The 15,928-nt window shown below is 65.9% G+C and carries 18 protein-coding genes; 12 read left to right on the top strand and 6 right to left on the bottom strand.

The genetic code is table 11. The features are described from left to right. Positions 1–2: 2 nt before the first annotated feature. From EU800_RS10290 to EU800_RS10265, 6 genes are all read left to right on the top strand, one after another. A complete protein-coding gene (locus EU800_RS10290) occupies positions 3–980 on the top strand; it encodes an SIS domain-containing protein (RefSeq protein WP_129631720.1) in 978 nt (325 codons plus the stop codon). 3 nt (positions 981–983) lie between these two features. Then, positions 984–1,604, top strand: coding sequence for an LPS export ABC transporter periplasmic protein LptC (gene lptC, locus EU800_RS10285; protein WP_129631465.1), 621 nt, complete (start codon positions 984–986; stop codon positions 1,602–1,604). A gap of 13 nt (positions 1,605–1,617) precedes the next feature. Next, entirely contained in the window at positions 1,618–2,142 is a 525-nt protein-coding gene (locus EU800_RS10280; RefSeq protein ID WP_371685617.1) for an LptA/OstA family protein, read from the top strand. After that, positions 2,139–2,903 (top strand): LPS export ABC transporter ATP-binding protein, encoded by a 765-nt coding sequence (gene lptB, locus EU800_RS10275; RefSeq protein WP_129631462.1) that lies wholly within the window; start codon positions 2,139–2,141, stop codon positions 2,901–2,903. Before EU800_RS10280 ends, lptB begins: the two co-directional genes overlap by 4 nt. Positions 2,904–3,239: 336 nt before the next feature. Continuing rightward, positions 3,240–3,818, top strand: a complete 579-nt coding sequence (gene hpf, locus EU800_RS10270) for a ribosome hibernation-promoting factor, HPF/YfiA family (RefSeq protein ID WP_129631459.1) — start codon at positions 3,240–3,242, stop codon at positions 3,816–3,818. Positions 3,819–3,855: 37 nt separating this feature from the next. Next, the gene (locus EU800_RS10265; protein ID WP_129631457.1) at positions 3,856–4,320 is read left to right on the top strand and encodes a PTS sugar transporter subunit IIA; all 465 of its coding nucleotides are present in this window, start codon (positions 3,856–3,858) and stop codon (positions 4,318–4,320) included. Between the two features lie 34 nt (positions 4,321–4,354). Here the strand turns inward: EU800_RS10265 and EU800_RS26785 are convergent, their stop codons facing one another. The 5 genes from EU800_RS26785 to cysQ all read right to left on the bottom strand — a co-directional run bounded on the left by EU800_RS26785 (position 4,355) and on the right by cysQ (position 8,531). Continuing rightward, the gene (locus EU800_RS26785; protein WP_165354622.1) at positions 4,355–4,492 is read right to left on the bottom strand and encodes a hypothetical protein; all 138 of its coding nucleotides are present in this window, start codon (positions 4,490–4,492) and stop codon (positions 4,355–4,357) included. A 336-nt stretch (positions 4,493–4,828) separates the two neighbouring features. After that, positions 4,829–5,812 (bottom strand): UDP-glucose 4-epimerase GalE, encoded by a 984-nt coding sequence (galE, locus tag EU800_RS10260; RefSeq protein ID WP_129631454.1) that lies wholly within the window; start codon positions 5,810–5,812, stop codon positions 4,829–4,831. A gap of 14 nt (positions 5,813–5,826) precedes the next feature. After that, entirely contained in the window at positions 5,827–6,720 is an 894-nt protein-coding gene (galU, locus tag EU800_RS10255) for a UTP--glucose-1-phosphate uridylyltransferase GalU (RefSeq protein ID WP_129631714.1), read from the bottom strand. A gap of 210 nt (positions 6,721–6,930) precedes the next feature. Beyond that, positions 6,931–7,731, bottom strand: coding sequence for a 3-deoxy-manno-octulosonate cytidylyltransferase (locus tag EU800_RS10250; protein WP_129631451.1), 801 nt, complete (start codon positions 7,729–7,731; stop codon positions 6,931–6,933). After that, on the bottom strand, positions 7,728–8,531 hold the full coding sequence (gene cysQ, locus EU800_RS10245; RefSeq protein ID WP_129631448.1) for a 3'(2'),5'-bisphosphate nucleotidase CysQ: 804 nt from the start codon (positions 8,529–8,531) through the stop codon (positions 7,728–7,730). The genes EU800_RS10250 and cysQ overlap by 4 nt, the downstream gene beginning before the upstream one ends. 132 nt (positions 8,532–8,663) lie before the next feature. On the opposite strand from cysQ, the gene EU800_RS10240 reads away from it, so the two are divergent. The 4 genes from EU800_RS10240 (at position 8,664) to EU800_RS10225 (ending at position 13,178) form a co-directional block, all read left to right on the top strand. After that, a complete protein-coding gene (locus EU800_RS10240; RefSeq protein ID WP_129631445.1) occupies positions 8,664–9,014 on the top strand; it encodes a hypothetical protein in 351 nt (116 codons plus the stop codon). Further along, complete coding sequence (locus EU800_RS10235; protein ID WP_129631442.1) at positions 9,011–9,643, top strand: SH3 domain-containing protein; 633 nt, start codon at positions 9,011–9,013, stop codon at positions 9,641–9,643. The genes EU800_RS10240 and EU800_RS10235 overlap by 4 nt, the downstream gene beginning before the upstream one ends. A 118-nt stretch (positions 9,644–9,761) precedes the next feature. Then, positions 9,762–10,067, top strand: coding sequence for a hypothetical protein (locus EU800_RS10230; protein ID WP_129631439.1), 306 nt, complete (start codon positions 9,762–9,764; stop codon positions 10,065–10,067). 729 nt (positions 10,068–10,796) lie between these two features. After that, on the top strand, positions 10,797–13,178 hold the full coding sequence (locus EU800_RS10225; RefSeq protein ID WP_165354621.1) for a molybdopterin-dependent oxidoreductase: 2,382 nt from the start codon (positions 10,797–10,799) through the stop codon (positions 13,176–13,178). A gap of 107 nt (positions 13,179–13,285) precedes the next feature. On the opposite strand, the gene EU800_RS10220 is transcribed toward EU800_RS10225, so the two are convergent. Beyond that, positions 13,286–14,332 carry an FAD-binding oxidoreductase gene (locus EU800_RS10220; protein ID WP_129631433.1) on the bottom strand — a complete coding sequence of 349 codons (1,047 nt, stop codon included), beginning with the start codon at positions 14,330–14,332 and terminating at the stop codon, positions 13,286–13,288. Between the two features lie 18 nt (positions 14,333–14,350). On the opposite strand from EU800_RS10220, the gene mnmD reads away from it, so the two are divergent. Together mnmD and EU800_RS10210 are read left to right on the top strand one after the other, a co-directional pair. Beyond that, positions 14,351–15,058, top strand: coding sequence for a tRNA (5-methylaminomethyl-2-thiouridine)(34)-methyltransferase MnmD (gene mnmD / locus EU800_RS10215; protein WP_371685616.1), 708 nt, complete (start codon positions 14,351–14,353; stop codon positions 15,056–15,058). After that, entirely contained in the window at positions 15,055–15,927 is an 873-nt protein-coding gene (locus EU800_RS10210) for a DMT family transporter (protein ID WP_129631426.1), read from the top strand. The genes mnmD and EU800_RS10210 overlap by 4 nt, the downstream gene beginning before the upstream one ends. Position 15,928: the final 1 nt, after the last annotated feature.

The following is a 15,928-nucleotide window of genomic DNA, read 5'->3' as shown; positions in this document are numbered from 1 at the left end:
CGATGCGCACCCTGCCCGATACCGAGGCCTTTCTCACCACCGGACGCCGCGTGGTCCGGCAGGAAGCGGCGGCGCTGGTGCGGCTGGGCGACACGCTCGGACCGGAATTCGCAGACGCGATTGCGCTGATCCTCGCCGCGCGCGGCCGGGTCATCGTCTCGGGCATGGGCAAGTCGGGCCATATCGCCCGCAAGATTGCCGCCACCCTCGCCTCGACCGGAACGCCGGCCCATTTCGTCCATCCGGCCGAGGCCAGCCATGGCGATCTCGGGATGATGGCGGCGGGCGACGTGGCGCTGCTCCTGTCGAATTCCGGCGAAACGGCGGAACTGGCGGATATGATCGCCTATACCCGCCGTTTCCACATTCCGCTTATCGGCATTGCGGGTCGCGCCGGCTCGACGCTGCTCACGCGCGCCGACGTCGCATTGCTGTTGCCTGAGGTGCCGGAGGCCTGCGAGACCGGAATCGTGCCGACCAGTTCGACCACGATGTCCCTCGCGCTCGGCGACGCGATCGCCGTCGCGCTGATGGAGCACCGCCGATTCACGCCCGAGATGTTCCGCGAGTTTCACCCCGGGGGCCGCCTCGGCGTGCAGCTCGCCCGGGTGAGCGATCTGATGCATTCGGGCGACGCGCTGCCGCTGGCGCACGCTGCGATGCCGATGCCGGACGTGCTCCTTGTGATGACGCAAAAGGGCTTCGGCGTGGTCGGCGTGACCGACGACGCCGGCCGGCTCGCCGGCATCATCACCGACGGTGACCTCAGGCGTCACATGCGCGGGTTGATGGAGATGGCGGCGGAGGCTGTGATGACGCGAAATCCGCGGACCATCGCGCCCAATGCGCTGGCCGAGGAGGCGTTGGCGGAGATGAACGCGCGCTCCATCACCTGCCTCTTCGTGGTGCCGCCGGATGACGACGGGCGGACGACGGGCATCCTGCATATCCACGACTGCCTGAGAGCGGGGATTGTCTGAGCCGTGGCCGCCCGCGACAACCTCCATTCGCATGTCGTCGCCGGACTGAAGATCATCCTGCCGCTTGCTGCGCTCGGCCTGCTCTCGTCGGTCTTCCTGCTGGCCACGATGGGCGACGAGGGCGGCGAAATTCCCTATTCGGACCTCGATCTCGAGGAGATGGCCAGCGCGCAGACCGTCGATTCGCCCGTGTTTTCCAGCGTGACCGACGACGGAAACCGGATCGTCGTGACCGCCGACCAGGCGACGCCGCGGGGTGGCAACTACGAGGTCGTCGATGCTGTCGCGGTACACGGCACCCTGCTCGAAGAGGATGGCACCACGATCGACATGCGCTCTGACAGCGGCACGATCTATGCTGGGGAATCGCGCACCGTGCTGCGCGGCAACGTGCGCATTTCCACCTCCTCCGGCTATCGGCTCGTCACCGATGAGCTCACCTCCTCCACAAGCCGCACCGATATCGAGACCGCCGGCCCCGTCCACGGCACCGGGCCGCTCGGAACAATCGAGGCGGGACGAATGAAAGTGACGTCACAACAGTCGACAAACGGAACCGAGGAAGCCGTGACCGTGGTTTTCAAGGACGGCGTGAAGGTGATATACCTACCTAAAGCCAAGTGAGGTGATACTGCCCTTGTCCCTGCGATCATTCCTGAAATCCGCCTCGCTCTGCGTCGCAGTATCCACCTCGGCCATCGCCGCTGCCGCGCAGGGAACCGAAATCGGCTTCGGCAATTCCGAGCACGACGGCAACGCGCCGGTCGAGGTCACTGCCGACCAACTCGACATGCAACGCGACGCCGGCCGGGCGAAATTCACCGGCAATGTCGCCGTATCGCAAGGCGAGATGCGTCTCTTCGGCGACGTGGTCGATGTCGAATATGCCGAGAATGCCGAGGGCGAGACCGTTATCCAGAGGGTCCACGCGACGGGCAACGTCACGCTCTTCAATGGCGCCGAGGCCGCCGAGGGCGAGGACGCGGTCTATACCGTGGAGTCGGGCGTCGTCGTCATGACCGGCGACGTGCTCGTCACACAGGGCGACAACACGATGGCCGGCGAAAAGCTTACGGTCAATCTCGACACCGGAATCGGCCAGATGGAAGGCCGGGTGAAGGTCTTCTTCAACCCCGAGAGCGAGCCGGAAACGACGCAATGATCCGAGACGGCCGGGGACTTTCGATCGCGCCCGGTTCCGCCGGGCTGCAGGTCGTGCAGCTCAGGAAGAGCTACCGCCGCCGGCCGGTGATCCACGATGTGACGCTCGAATTGCAGCGGGGCGAGATCGTTGCGCTGCTCGGCCCCAACGGCTCGGGCAAGACCACCTGCTTCTATTCCATTGCCGGGCTGATCCTGCCCGAATCCGGCCTGGTGCAGATCGATGGACGGGACGTCACCACGCTGCCGATGTATCGCCGCGCCCGCTTCGGTATCGGCTACCTGCCACAGGAGGTCTCGATCTTCCGCGGCCTGACGGTTGAAGACAACATCATGGCGATCCTCGAGATCACCGAGGGTGACCGCCACAAGCGGCGCGAACGGCTCGAGGACCTGCTCTCCGAATTCGGCATCGAGCATCTGCGCCGCGCCTCCGCGCTCTCGCTCTCGGGCGGCGAGCGGCGGCGTGTGGAGATTGCCCGCTGCCTTGCCGCCGAACCGAAATACCTGCTGCTCGACGAGCCCTTCGCGGGGGTCGATCCGATTTCCGTGGGCGATATCCGCCACCTCGTGACCGATCTCAAGAATCGTGGAATCGGCGTGCTGATCACCGATCACAACGTCCGCGAGACGCTCGAGATCGTCGACCGTGCCTATATCCTGCATGATGGCCAGGTCCTGATGAGCGGCACCGCGGAAGACGTCGTGCGCGACGAGAACGTCCGTCGCGTCTATCTCGGCCAGAATTTCCGAATTGGCTGAGCATGGCGGCGCCAGCGACACGCCGCGCGGCCCAAGCCCCTGATTTGACACCGATCATTGACGGCGCGGCCGGGCCGGTCTCGACTGGATCCGACGGCTTCCCACCGAATCTTCGCCGCCAGGGCGTTGACGGCGGGGGGGAGAGGTCACCAAATAGAGAAGATGACGGTGCATACTGCCAAACTTCCGTGCCGAACGCCGCCCCGCCCCGCGCGATGCCGCGCCGTTGAGCCGGACATTCCCCCGTTTTTCCGCGTTAACTCTTTTTGGGCTTTCCAACCGGGTCCGAACGGCATTTGCTGGACGAACCCCTAACCTCAACCTCATGGAGGCGAGATGCGCTATCAGATCAGCGGTCGACAGATCGACATTGGGGACTCCCTCACGACCCATGTGAAAGCGGAGCTCGGCGAAGCCGTGGCGAAATACGCGGAACGGCCGACGGATGCCCAAGTGATCTTTTCCCGGCGTGGTCATGAATACATGTGCGAGACGACGGTCCACCTCTCGACCGGCCTGAACGCCGTGGCTTCGGGCCGCGCCAGCGAAGTCTATGCTGCCTTCGACGATTGCCGCGAAAAGCTCGAGAAGCAGCTTCGTCGCTACAAGCGCCGCCTGAAAGATCACTACAAGGATCGCAAGGAGCCGGTTGCAGTCTATGGCGCGGCCTCGTATATCCTCGCCGCATCCGAGGATGGGGCCGAGGAACAGGAACCGGAAACGCTCCAGCCTATGATCATTGCGGAGATGGAGACCCAGATCCCCAGCCTGTCCGTTGGAGAAGCCGTCATGCAGATGGAGCTTTCCGGCGCGCCGGTTCTGGTCTTCCGTCCCGAGGGAGAGGGCGCCGTCAACGTGGTGTATCGGCGCGACGACGGAAATATCGGCTGGATCGACCCGAGAACCGGGGGCTGATCCGGCCACAGGCGCAAGCCGGGAAACTGGAAAGCACATGGATCTTTCGAGCATTCTGAAGCCCGAGGCGGTCAAGGTCATTTCCGAGGCGAGCAGCAAGAAGCGGCTGTTCCAGCGCCTTGGAGAGGTCGTGGAGAGCGCCTATGACCTTGACGGGTTGCAGGCGGCCGAGGCGTTGATGGAACGCGAGAGCCTCGGGCCCACCGGCGTCGGCCACGGCATCGCCCTGCCGCATGCGCGGTTGGACGATGCGCCCGACGTCACGGGTGTTTTCTTCAAACTCGAGCGCGCCCTGGATTTTGGCGCGGTCGACCGCCAGCCGGTCGACCTCGTCTTCGCCCTGTTCGCGCCCGAGAACGCGGGAGTCGAACACCTCAAGGCGCTGGCGCTGATCTCGCGCACCATGCGCAATCCCGATGTCTGCGCCAAGCTGCGGGCCAACGACAACCCGACGACCTTGCACACGGTGCTGACCGACGCGAACGCCTCGCAGGCGGCCTGAGGGAAGGGCTTCCAGCGGCGGAACCTGAACGCCATTAGTCCCAGTTGTGGACCGCGCGCACCGCGGTCGCGACCTTCTCGTCATAGAGGGGGGCCAGCGCCCGCCGGCCCGCCAGCGCGTATCCGGCTTCGTCGGGCGTGCCGAAATGCTCGCGCCGCTCTTTTTCCTCCACTTAGCGCGCAACGACAGAGGGTCGGAATCTCGTTTGCGGCAGGATTCCGCTCGGCCCCAAGTCGTCGGGGTCGTCACAGGCGTGGTTGAGCCGCACCGGCTGGATCGAACTTCGCCAGGCATTGCGCCCGATAGTGCGCGAGGAAACAAGGCAGGCGGCCGATCTCGTCGCGGAAGCAGGAGAGGATCTGGCTCTTGCAGGTCTCAGCCGTGCAGTCGGCCACCGTCGCAAGCTTGCGACGGCTGCGGAAGGAGCGCCAGAGGAGGCCACGCCACTTCCAGCAGAGGCGCAGCGCCTGCCGCGCCTCGGAGAGCCGACCGCCGCCGGGAGGGCGGCCTACTTCTCGTAGTTTCCCGTCTGATGCCAGCGCCAGGCGTCCTTGATCATTTGCGGCATGGTGGAGCGGCGAGGGGTCCAGCCGAGCTCGTCAATGGCCCGGCTCGAGCCCGAGACCAGCCGCGTCGCATCGCCCGCCCGCCGCGGTCCCTCGTCATAGGGAACCGGCCGGTTGGTGACCTGTCCGGCCGCCTCCATCACTTCACGCACCGAAAAACCGCTGCCGGTGCCGAGATTGAAGGCGCGGCTGTCCTTGCCGGATTCCAGCCATCTCAGCCCGAGAACATGCGCCTCGACGAGGTCCATGACATGGACATAATCGCGGATGCAGGTGCCGTCCGGCGTGTCGTAATCGGTGCCATAGATGGTGAGCTTGTCGCGTTTGCCGTCGATGGCGTCGAGAACCAACGGAATGAGATGCGTCTCGGGCCGGTGGAATTCTCCGACCTGTGCCTCCTCGTCGCCGCCCGCGACATTGAAATAGCGGAAGATGACGTGCTTAAGCCCGAAGGCGTCCTCGAAATTGGCGAGGATGTCCTCGATCGCCCGCTTGGAGGCGCCATAGGCGTTGATCGGCATCTGCGCCGAGTTTTCGTCGAGCACCACCCCGTCCTGGTCGCCATAGGTGGCGCAGGTCGAGGAGAAGATGAACCGCTTGCAGCCCGCCGCCACCGCCGCTTCGCAGAGATTGGCCGCGCCGCCCACATTCGAGCGCCAGTACCAGCCCGGCACCTGCATCGACTCACCCACCTGGCTGAGCGCGGCGAAATGCATGATCGCGTGCGGCTTGTGCTTCGCGAAGACCTCGTCGAGCCGCGCCCGGTCCAGCAGGTCGCCCTTCTCCAGCGGGCCGAACTGCACCGCGTCTTCCCAGCCCGTGGAGATGTTGTCGAACGTTACGGGCGTGTAGCCTTCACGCGCCAGCACCTTGCAGGCATGCGATCCGATATATCCTGCTCCGCCTGTGACGAGGATCCTGGTCATGCCTCTACCTCGGGCTACTGTGCGGCGTTCCGGACCGCCATCATCTCCTCGAGATACTCGGAGAATTCGTCGCGCAGGTCCGGACGCGCCAGGCCGAAGGCAACCGTGGCCTGCAGGAAGCCCGCCTTGGAGCCGCAATCGTAGCGCTGGCCGCGGAAGCGGTAGCCATATACGCCGCGGCCGGCCTGGATCTCGTCGGCAATCGCGTCGGTGAGCTGGATCTCGCCGCCAGCGCCCGATTTCATCCGGTCGAGATTGGCCATCACGTCCGGCGTCAGGATGTAGCGGCCGATCACCGCGAGGTTCGACGGGGCCTCGCCGGGTGTCGGCTTCTCGACCATCGCCTTGACCTTCACGCGCGCGCCATCCTCCGATTCCACATCGAGGATGCCATAGGCGCTCGCCTTCTCGGGCGGCACTTCCATCGCGGCGACCATGCAGCCGCCGGTTTCCTGATAGGCATCAACCATCTGCTTGAGGCAGGCGGTGTCGCCGGCGATCACGTCATCGGGCAGCATCACCGCGAAAGGCTCGTCGCCGATGAGCCGCCGCGCGCACCAGACGGCATGGCCGAGCCCGAGCGCCTTGTGCTGGCGGATATAGGCGATCGCGCCGCTCTCCATGTTGGTGGATTGCAGCACCTCCAGCAGGTCGTCCTTGCCCTTGTCGTTCAGCGATGCCTCGAGCTCCGGCGCGGTGTCGAAGTAATCCTCCAGCGCCGACTTGCCGCGCGAGGTCACGAAGATGAATTCCGTGATACCGGCGGCGCGCGCCTCGTCGATGGCGTATTGGATGAGGGGCCGGTCGACGAGGGTCATGATCTCCTTGGGAACCGACTTCGTCGCAGGCAGGAATCGGGTGCCGAGACCCGCTACGGGGAACACCGCCTTCGTGACCGTGCGTTGCATATGCATTGTCCTTTCCTTGTCGGGCAGCCGCCCGCCGGGATCCCCGGCCGCTGGCCGCCCCATGCCAAATTCATTTTGCCGGCACCCTATCGGATTCCGGCGCGGACTGTCTCACCGAATCTGCCGCGTTGCAGCGACAGTTGCGCGCGAATCCGACCGCTCGGCGACGCTTTGCCGGCTGGTTCGGGGCATTGCGGAGCGCATGGGGGCTCACTCGATCCCCATCTCCGCCATCATCGCCTCGAGCCGGGGCACGTCCTCGGGGTTGTTCAGCTCCCAGAACTGCCGCCCGCGCGCCTCGACCTCGACGCAGAGAACGTGCCGCCCGTTTTCCAGGAAGCGCAGCTGTTCCAACCCCTCCATCGCCTCCAACGGCCCGTGCGGCCAGCCGGGATAGTCCGCCAGCGCGTCGGCGCGATAGGCGTAGACGCCGACATGATGAAACACCGGCGTTTCCGCGGCCGGCGCATAGACCGTCGCCGTGTAGGGCACAACTTCCTTTGAAAAATAGAGCGCGCGGTGCTCGGAGTCGAAGACGGCCGTGGTGCCGCCGACCCGCCCCTCCGCTCTGTCGCCCTTGAGCGCGGCCAGCGCCCGTCCGTCGCAGCGAAGCACCGGCGTTGCGATCTCGGCCGCCGGCGCTGCGCGCAGCCCGGCGACCAGGTCCGACACGAACCAGGCCGGTGTCAGCGGCGCGTCGCCCTGCAGGTTGACGACGATCTCGTAGTCGCCGCCGAGATGCGCATGCGCCTGCGCACAGCGCTCAGTGCCGTTGGCGCAGGCTTCCGAGGTCATCACCACCTCGGCTCCGAACCCCTCCGCCTCTTCCCGGATGCGCCGGTCATCGGTGGCGACCACGACACGGTCGATTCCCGAAACCGCAATCGCCGCCTCCCAGCTGCGCCGGATCAGGCTCCGTCCCTCGCCGGTTACGCCCCTGAGCGGCACCAGCGGTTTGCCGGGGTAGCGATGCGAAGCGTAGCGGGCGGGGATGACGATCAGGACGCTCATGATGCGGGCTTCAGCTCCACACCTGGCGCGAAGGCGATGAAGAACGGATTCTCGTAGCCGGGCTTGCCATAGGTGAACTCGGAATGGTCGTCGAAGCGGACCATCCGCCCGCCGGCGCCGCGCAGCACCGCGTCCGCCGCTGCGGTGTCCCATTCCATCGTGCGCCCGAGTCGCGGGTAGAGATCGGCCTCGCCGGCTGCCACCAGGCAAAACTTCAGCGAAGAGCCCGCCGAAGTCATGTCCGCCACGGCATAGCGGGCGATGTAGTTGTCCGTCGCCTGGTCGCGATGCGACTTTGAGGCCACGACCATCAGCGCCGCGTTGTCGGGCTTTTCCGACACACGGATCGGGCGAACCGGACCGGGGGTTTCCTTGTCGAACGCGCCGGTTTCCTCGACCGACTGGCCGCTGGCGTCGGTGTAGAAGAGCCGCCCCTTGGCCGGCGCATAGACCACGCCGCGCAGCGGCACGCCGTTCTCGACATAGGCGATGTTGACGGTGAACTCGCCGCGCCGCTTGACGAATTCCTTGGTGCCGTCGAGCGGGTCGACGATCAGGAAGCTCTCGGCTGACTTCCCGTGCGAGGCCGCCTGCTCCTCGGTCACCACGAGGATATCGGGAAACGCCTCCGCCAACCCGGCGGCGATCAGCGCATCAGCGGCCTCGTCAGCTTCGGTCACCGGGCTCGCGTCGGACTTCGCACGCACCTCGAAATCCTCGGAATCGTAGATCTCCATGATCCTGTCCCCGGCTTCCAGCGCCAGGCGCCGGATCACTGTGCTCAGGCGGTCATGTTCCATGCGCGGTCTCCTCGGGGCCGGTCTGTCCGTTGATCGATCTGTCGCCGTCCCTTATCGTAGCGCGTCAAGGGAACGGCAAGTTATCCCTGTCAGAAATGCTCCCGACCTGCCAGAAAGCGACACATCGCACCGATGTTCCAGGCCGCCATACCGCAGACCAGTCTCCGCTCGGCGATCCGCCTCGCCGACCCGATCCATCACGCCACGCTGCGGAGCCTGCGCAAGACACATAGCCACGCCGTTATCGGCCAGCTGAGGAACATCCTGCAGTTGATGATCTTCGTGCTGGGTGCCTACGTTATGTTCCATGTCGTCGGCCGGCGCGCGAACGCGATCCGCGGCGATGCCTTCGTCAACTACAACCTGCATTTCTCGAACATCGCCTACCCGTTCTGGCTCAGCGTTTGGTTGGTCCTTGTCGGGTTTCTGGGCAAGAAATTCACCCGAAAGCGCAGTTCTATTTCCTGGGAGGCGAAACGATGATCCACCCGACAGCGGCCGCGCGGCGTCTTGCGCTCCTTCTCGTGCTGGCCGGAATGCCGGCGCAGGCTCAGCAGGATGTCCTTCCCACCTTGCATGACGTGACTGGCGTGGCAGCGAATGACAGTCTGAACATCCGCGCCGAACCCGGCGCCTCGGCCCCGATCCTCGGCACACTGCCGCCCGACGCGACGGGAATCGAGGTCACTGCGCTCGACACTACCGGCCGCTGGGGCCGGATCGGCGCGGGAGAAACGGACGGCTGGGTCTCGATGGCCTATCTCGCGCAGCGTCCCTTCCCGCCGGGGCCGATTCCCGAGGGGATGCGCTGTTTCGGCACTGAGCCGTTCTGGTCGCTCCGCTTCGAAGGCAGTGCAGTTTTCGTTGATCGGATGGGAGAAACGCGCTCAGAGATGCAGGTGGTGGCTGCGCCGTCGCCACTGCCGCCGGGAAACCGGCTCTTCGGTTTTGCAGCAGGCGAGGGTGCGGTACGCCTTTCGGGCATCATCGAGGCCGCGGCCTGTTCGGACGGCATGTCCGACCGCAGTTTCGGCTGGCGCGTCGTGCTGCTAGAGCAGGATGAGGGGACAATGCGCGTTCAGTCGGGGTGCTGCACGCTCGATCGGCGCTGAAAGGGTAGGGATCTCGCTGACACCGTCCGGCGAGCGAAACATGCCGCTCGTTGCCCGGCGTGGACTGGGATGACACAGTGTCATTGTCGGACCGGGTCACAGACGGATCGGCAGTGACATGAAACGGGAGGAAGTCCTTTTGATACGCCTTTTCTTGCTCGCCATCAGCATCGCTTCGTTTTCCACTGGTGCCTTCGCGCAGGGCGTCACCGCCGAGCGGCGGGCGCAGTTCGTGGAAATCATGTCCGACCATGACTGTCGTTTTCACAATTCCCAGCCGTCTCAGGCCTTGGTCGACGACCTCTTTGCGGCCGGATACGACCGCGACGAAATCAAGGCGATCGGGCAGGATCTGATCCAGTCCGGTGATGGGGAAGTGTCCGGGCAATTCTTGGTCGCCAAGACAGGCCCCTGCGCTTCCTGACTCTCGTCAAAAGCTGGCCTCGAAATTGATGGCTTCGGGACTCCCCTCGCCGTCACCGATCACCTACTCGCCGCCTCTCCGGACCCGTCGTGGCCGCCTACCGTACTGACGGCCTGTCGGACCGAAGGTTCAGCTGTAGGATCGTCCTGTTGAGGCAGGGCTCGGTCGGAATGTTGGTCGAGACCGGATTCTTCACCCTCGACCAGCGGTAACGGCTGGCGGTCCTCCCCGGATTGAGCGCCCCTGCATGAGCCGGGCAGGAAGGTCACCCGCGGGCGGCCGCGACATCCCGTATCTTCGAAGGCTTCTTTCGTCGCGAACGGTCGGGCAAACATATCGGTCACATCGACGAATCCCCTTCGCGCGAGTATGGTTAGGGAGCGTCGTCGCAGACGACCCGGCGTGAGATTCGCGGCGGGAAAAGGCCGGTGGTCACATGTTCGCTCGGAAATCCCCGGCGAGAATGGGACACGACTCGGATAGAGCCGCGGGTGTCGTGGTATGTCGACCGGGCCCCTCCGGCGTCCCTCGACTGGATGCGGCGGGATCACAGCTTTCTTTCCTGTCTGGAGTGCTATTCGGCGTCCTTCCCTCCCTGGGAACCTGTCGTCGTCCCGCTGTGCGGGTGCCAGCCGGACCTCTCTGCCAACGGCGCATTCTCAACCACCCCGGCCCGTGCGAACGGTCGTCGCTGTTCCGCCGGGCCGGTTTTCTATGAAAGGACCCCCCATGACCGAGTTTGGCCGAAGAGCGTTTCTCAAGGGCGGCACGTCAAGCGTGATCGTGGCCTCCATGCTGCCGCATCTGGCTCTGGCTGCGTCGGGCGCCGGCGGCGTGATGGACGGCCGCGTGCTGGTCAACACCTGCATCGGCCCGATGCGCCTCATCAAGGAGGGTGGCAAGGTTGTCGGCGTCGAGGCCCTGCCGCAGGTCGGCGAACCCTGGGTGCTGATCGATTCTATGCCCGACCGGCTCTACAACCGTGCCCGTGTCCGGGCCCCCGCGGTACGCCGCGACTTCCTCGAGAAGCGGGAGGCGAGCGACCGGACGGGCCGCGGCAGCGGCGATTTCGTCGAGGTGAGCTGGGACGAGGCCCTCAATCTGGTCGCCGAGGAGCTGGAACGGGTCAAGACGACCTACGGCAATGCCTCGCTCCACCGCGGCAAGAGTTCCTGGGCCAGCAACCACGCCCATTTCTACAAGACCGAATCCTTGCTCCAGCGTTTCCTCAACCAGTATGGCGGATGCGCGGAGTTCTTCGGCAACTACTCGAACCAGGCGATCTCGGAGATCATGCCGACCGTCGCCTGGGGTGCGACGGTTGCCAGCGACTGGCCGGTGGTGCGCGACAACGCCAAGCTCGTTGTCATCTGGGGCGCCAACCCCGCCGTCACCACCCGCATCCTGTCGGGACGCTACATGACCGCGGCCTGGCTTGGGCTGAAAGAGTCGCCGATCGAGGTGATCGTCATCGACCCGGTGAGGAGCGAAACGGCCCAGAGCCTCGATGCCCGCTGGGTTCCGGTGCGCCCGAACACGGACACCGCGCTGGCGCTCGGAATGATGCACACGCTCTATACCGAGAACCTGCACGACGCTGCCTTCCTCGAGGACTACACCTACGGTTTCGACACGTTCCTGCCCTACCTGACCGGTGAGCAAGACGGACAGCCCAAGAGCGCGGAGTGGGCCGCCGAGATCACCGGCGTTCCGGCCGACACGATCCGTGAGCTCGTGCGCAAGATGCAGGGCACGCGAACCCAGATCGTCTCCGGCTGGTCGATCCAGCGACAGCACCACGGCGAGCAGGGCCCCTGGGCGCTGGCTGCGTTTGCGGCCATGCTCGGCCAGATCGGCCTGCCTGGTGGCGGCATCAATTTCGGCATGAACTACGGCGATATCGGCTTCCCGAGGGCGGACATGCCGTCGGTCGGCGGGACGCCGCGCGGCTCGAACGCGATCCCGGATCCGTTCCCGATCGCCTGCCTCACCGATGCCTATCTCAACCCGGGCAAGGTGATCCAGTGCAAGGGACGGGATATCACCTATCCTGATATCCGGCTGGTCTACACCTCGGGCGGCAACCAGTTCACCCATCACCAGGACACCAACCTCGTGGTCAAGGCGTTCCAGGCCCCCGAAACGATCATCGTTCAGGATCCGTGGTGGACGCCGTCGGCCAAGTTCGCCGACATCGTCCTTCCGGCCGCGAGCGATCTGGAGCGCAACGACCTCGGCCAGGTGATCAACCTGATCCTCGGCTCCCATGCCGCGGTCGATCCGCAATTCCAGTCGCGGACCGATTACGACATCCTGAGCGACCTGGCCGACCGGCTCGGCTTCGGCAGCGACTATACCGAAGGCAAGTCCGAGATGGACTGGGTGCGGATGCTCTATGACGAGGCCCGCGGCATGTCGAAGACGGTCGAAATGCCGGATTTCGACACGTTCTGGGAAGGCGAGAGCCTGATCGAGTTCCCGATGGGTAAGGGCGACGTCGTCCAGCTTGCCGATTTCCGGGAGGATCCTCTTCTCAACCCGCTCGGCACCGCGACCGGTCTCTTCGAATTCGTTTCCCCGACCGTCGCCAAGATGGGGTATGACGAGGATTGCCCGGCGCATCCGACCTGGCTCGAACCCGTCGAGTGGAGGGGCAGCGCACAGGCGGACACCTATCCGCTCCAGATGGTCTCGGCGCATTCGATGTACCGGCTGCATTCGCAGATGTGCAACACCGATGCGCGCAAGCACTATGCCGTCAGTGACCGGGAGCCGGTCACGATCAACAGCGAGGATGCCGCGGCGCGCGGAATCCAGTCTGGCGACATCGTCCGGATCTTCAACGATCGCGGGCAGGTGCTCGCCGGGGCCGTCGTGACCGACGGCATCATGCCAGGTACGATATGCCTGCATGAGGGCGCCTGGTACGATCCGGTGCAAGGCGGCACGCTGGGCTCCCTGGACAAGTACGGATCGCCCAACGTGCTGACCCGCGAGGAACCGCGGACGTCCCGCTTCGCGCAGGCAACGATCGCGGGCACGGCGATCGTTCAGGTCGAGAAATACGAGGAGCCCGCTCCGGCCGTGACGGCATTCGACCCAGCCGTCTGACCATTGCCATGCGATCCCGGCCGGCCATGTCGGCCGGGATCCTCCCCGGACAACTCACGCACACCTCCCGGCCAGGCGATCGCCTCCTGCCGGACATTTCCGCCCGATCAGAGGTTGTCTTCGACCCGGAACCCCTCCGGTATCCCGGTCTCCGATCCATCGAGGATCAGGTCCGCCATCACATGCGCGACTTTCGGCGCCATGCCGAACCCGATTTTGAAGCCGCCATTGGCCACGTAGTTGCCGTCGCGCCCCGGCCAGCGTCCGAGCATCGGTGCGCGGCTCCGCGACCGCGGCCGCAGCCCCGCCCAGCGGGCGATCACCGGCGCTTCCGCAAGCGCCGGGCAGGCCGCCTTCGCGCGCGCCACCACGGCGTCGATCTGGCCATCCGTGGCAATGGGGTCGCCGAATTCCCGCTCTGTGGTCGACCCGATCGCCAGCGTGCCGTTGACATGTGGGACACCATGGGTCGCATCCGCGAGGTATTGGGGTGCCTCCGGGCGGTCGAGCTTCAGGAGCGCCGCCTGCCCCTTGATCGGCACGCCGACCGTCCGGCCGAGATCCGCGCTCAGGTCCGCAAGCCCTGCGGCGCCCGTCGCCCAGAGCACTTTCCCCTCGTCCTCGCCCTCACCGATGACCAACTCGCCGCCAAGAGCCTCGACCGCCGCCGCGAGGGCAGCGCCGGCGCGGCGCGGGTGCAGCCGTGCGGTCAGCGTGTCGTGGATCACCCATCCGGTGGGCGTCGCGGGCGCCCAGTCGCCGAATGTTTCGGCCCGGACCACTTGCCAGTCCGCCTTGCCCTTCCAGAGCGCCTTCGCCTCTTCGCCACGCGCCCGCGCCCGCTCAAGGCCCTCGTCGTCGAGGATCGGTTGCAGCCGCCCGGTGCGCCCGTAGCCCGGGTCCAGCCTCGAGGCGGCGGCGATGTCGCCCCAAAACGACTCGGCCATGACGAGGCTCTCGAACTGGAAGTCCTTCTTGGCGTTCCACCGCTCCGGCACATGCGGCGCAAGCGCGCCGACAAGGCCTCCGGAGCATCCCGCGAACACGCCTTCGCGATCGATCACGCGCAGTTTCGCGCCTCGCCGTGCCATTTCCCAGGCGCAGGCCAGGCCGAAGATCCCGGCGCCACGAACCGTTACATCCACTCTTGCCAAGGTATGCCCTTCTCACACATGGTCCGCGCGTTGCAGCGAGGTCTAGGGCAAGTGACGGAAGAGAGCCAGAGCAGCGGGGTAATCTGGCGCGACGACGATGTCCCGGTCTCGTCCCGCTTCGACGACCCCTATTTTTCGCTCGATAACGGATTGGCGGAGACCCGCCATGTCTTTCTCGACGGCAACGACCTGCCGGCGCGCCTCGCGCCGGGGTTTCGTGTCGCCGAACTGGGCGTCGGAACCGGGCTGAACCTGCTGGCGCTGGCGCACTGCGCCGCCGCCGCCGGTGTTGACGGAGTTTCATACACCGGGTTCGAGGCCTTTCCGTTGGCCCGCGACGACCTCGCCCGTGCGCTCGCGCCCTTTCCCGAACTCGCGGCGCCGGCGAAAGACCTCCTCGCGGCCTGGCACCCGGACGGATTCGACGCCCGGATCGGCCCTGTGACCGCTCGGATGATCGTCGGCGATGCCCGCGTGACCCTCGCCGCCTGGGACGGCCGCGCCGACGCCTGGTTCCTCGACGGCTTCTCGCCGGCCAAGAACCCAGAGCTCTGGGAGGCCCATCTCATGAGCGAGGTCGGCAGCCACACCGCGCCGGGTGGCAGCTTCGCGACCTATTCGGCGGCAGGCCATGTGCGCCGCGCGCTGTCCGAAGCCGGTTTCGTCGTCGAGCGCCGTCCCGGCTTCGGACGCAAGCGGCACATGAGCGCGGGACGGCGGTCATGAGCACGGAACAGAACACCCGGCTCGGCATCGCGCTGATGGTCGCGACCTGTCTGGTCTTCGCCGTGCAGGACGGGCTCTCGCGGCATCTGGCGGCGGAATACAACGTCTTCATGGTGGTGATGATCCGCTACTGGTTCTTCGCGGCCTTCGTGACAACCGTCGCGGCGCGCCGCGCCGGCAGCCTGCGTGCCGCCGCGGCGACGGCGCAACCGCTTCTTCAGATAACCCGCGGCCTGCTGCTGGCCGCCGAGATCTGCGTCATGGTGACCTCCTTCGTCCTGCTGGGACTGGTCGAAAGCCTGGCGGTCTTCGGCGGCTACCCGCTGCTCGTCGCCGCGCTCTCGGGGCCGGTGCTGGGCGAGAAAGTGGGACCGCGTCGCTGGACCGCTATCGGCATCGGCTTTTTCGGCCTCCTGGTGATCCTCAAGCCCGGTTTCGGGGTCTTCTCGCCCTATGCGCTGATCGCGCTCACGGCGACCTTCATGTTCGCGCTCTACAGCCTGCTTACCCGCAAGGCGGCGCGGCGGGACAAGGCGTCGACCAGCTTCTTCTGGACCGGCACGACCGGGGCGGTGCTGATGACGGCGGTCGGCGCCTTCTACTGGCAGCCGATGCTACCGGCCGACTGGGGCTGGATGGCGGCGCTCTGCGTGACCGGCGCGCTCGGCCACTACATGCTGATCCGCTGCTACGAGGTGGCCGAGGCCAGCGCCGTGCAGCCCTTTTCCTATCTCCACCTCGCCTTCGGCTCGATGCTCGGCGTGCTGGTGTTTGGCGAGGCTCTGCGGGCGAATGTGGTGATCGGAATGGCGATTGTCGTCTCCGCCGGCATCTTCACGCTTCTGCGGGAAGCCCGGCAGTCGCGGTGAC

Origin of the sequence: Tropicimonas sp. IMCC6043, from assembly GCF_004146235.1 — a bacterium.
GTDB lineage: Bacteria > Pseudomonadota > Alphaproteobacteria > Rhodobacterales > Rhodobacteraceae > Tropicimonas.
The sequence above is the reverse complement of the archived record's forward strand: the minus strand, read 5'-3'. Positions and strand labels throughout refer to the sequence as shown.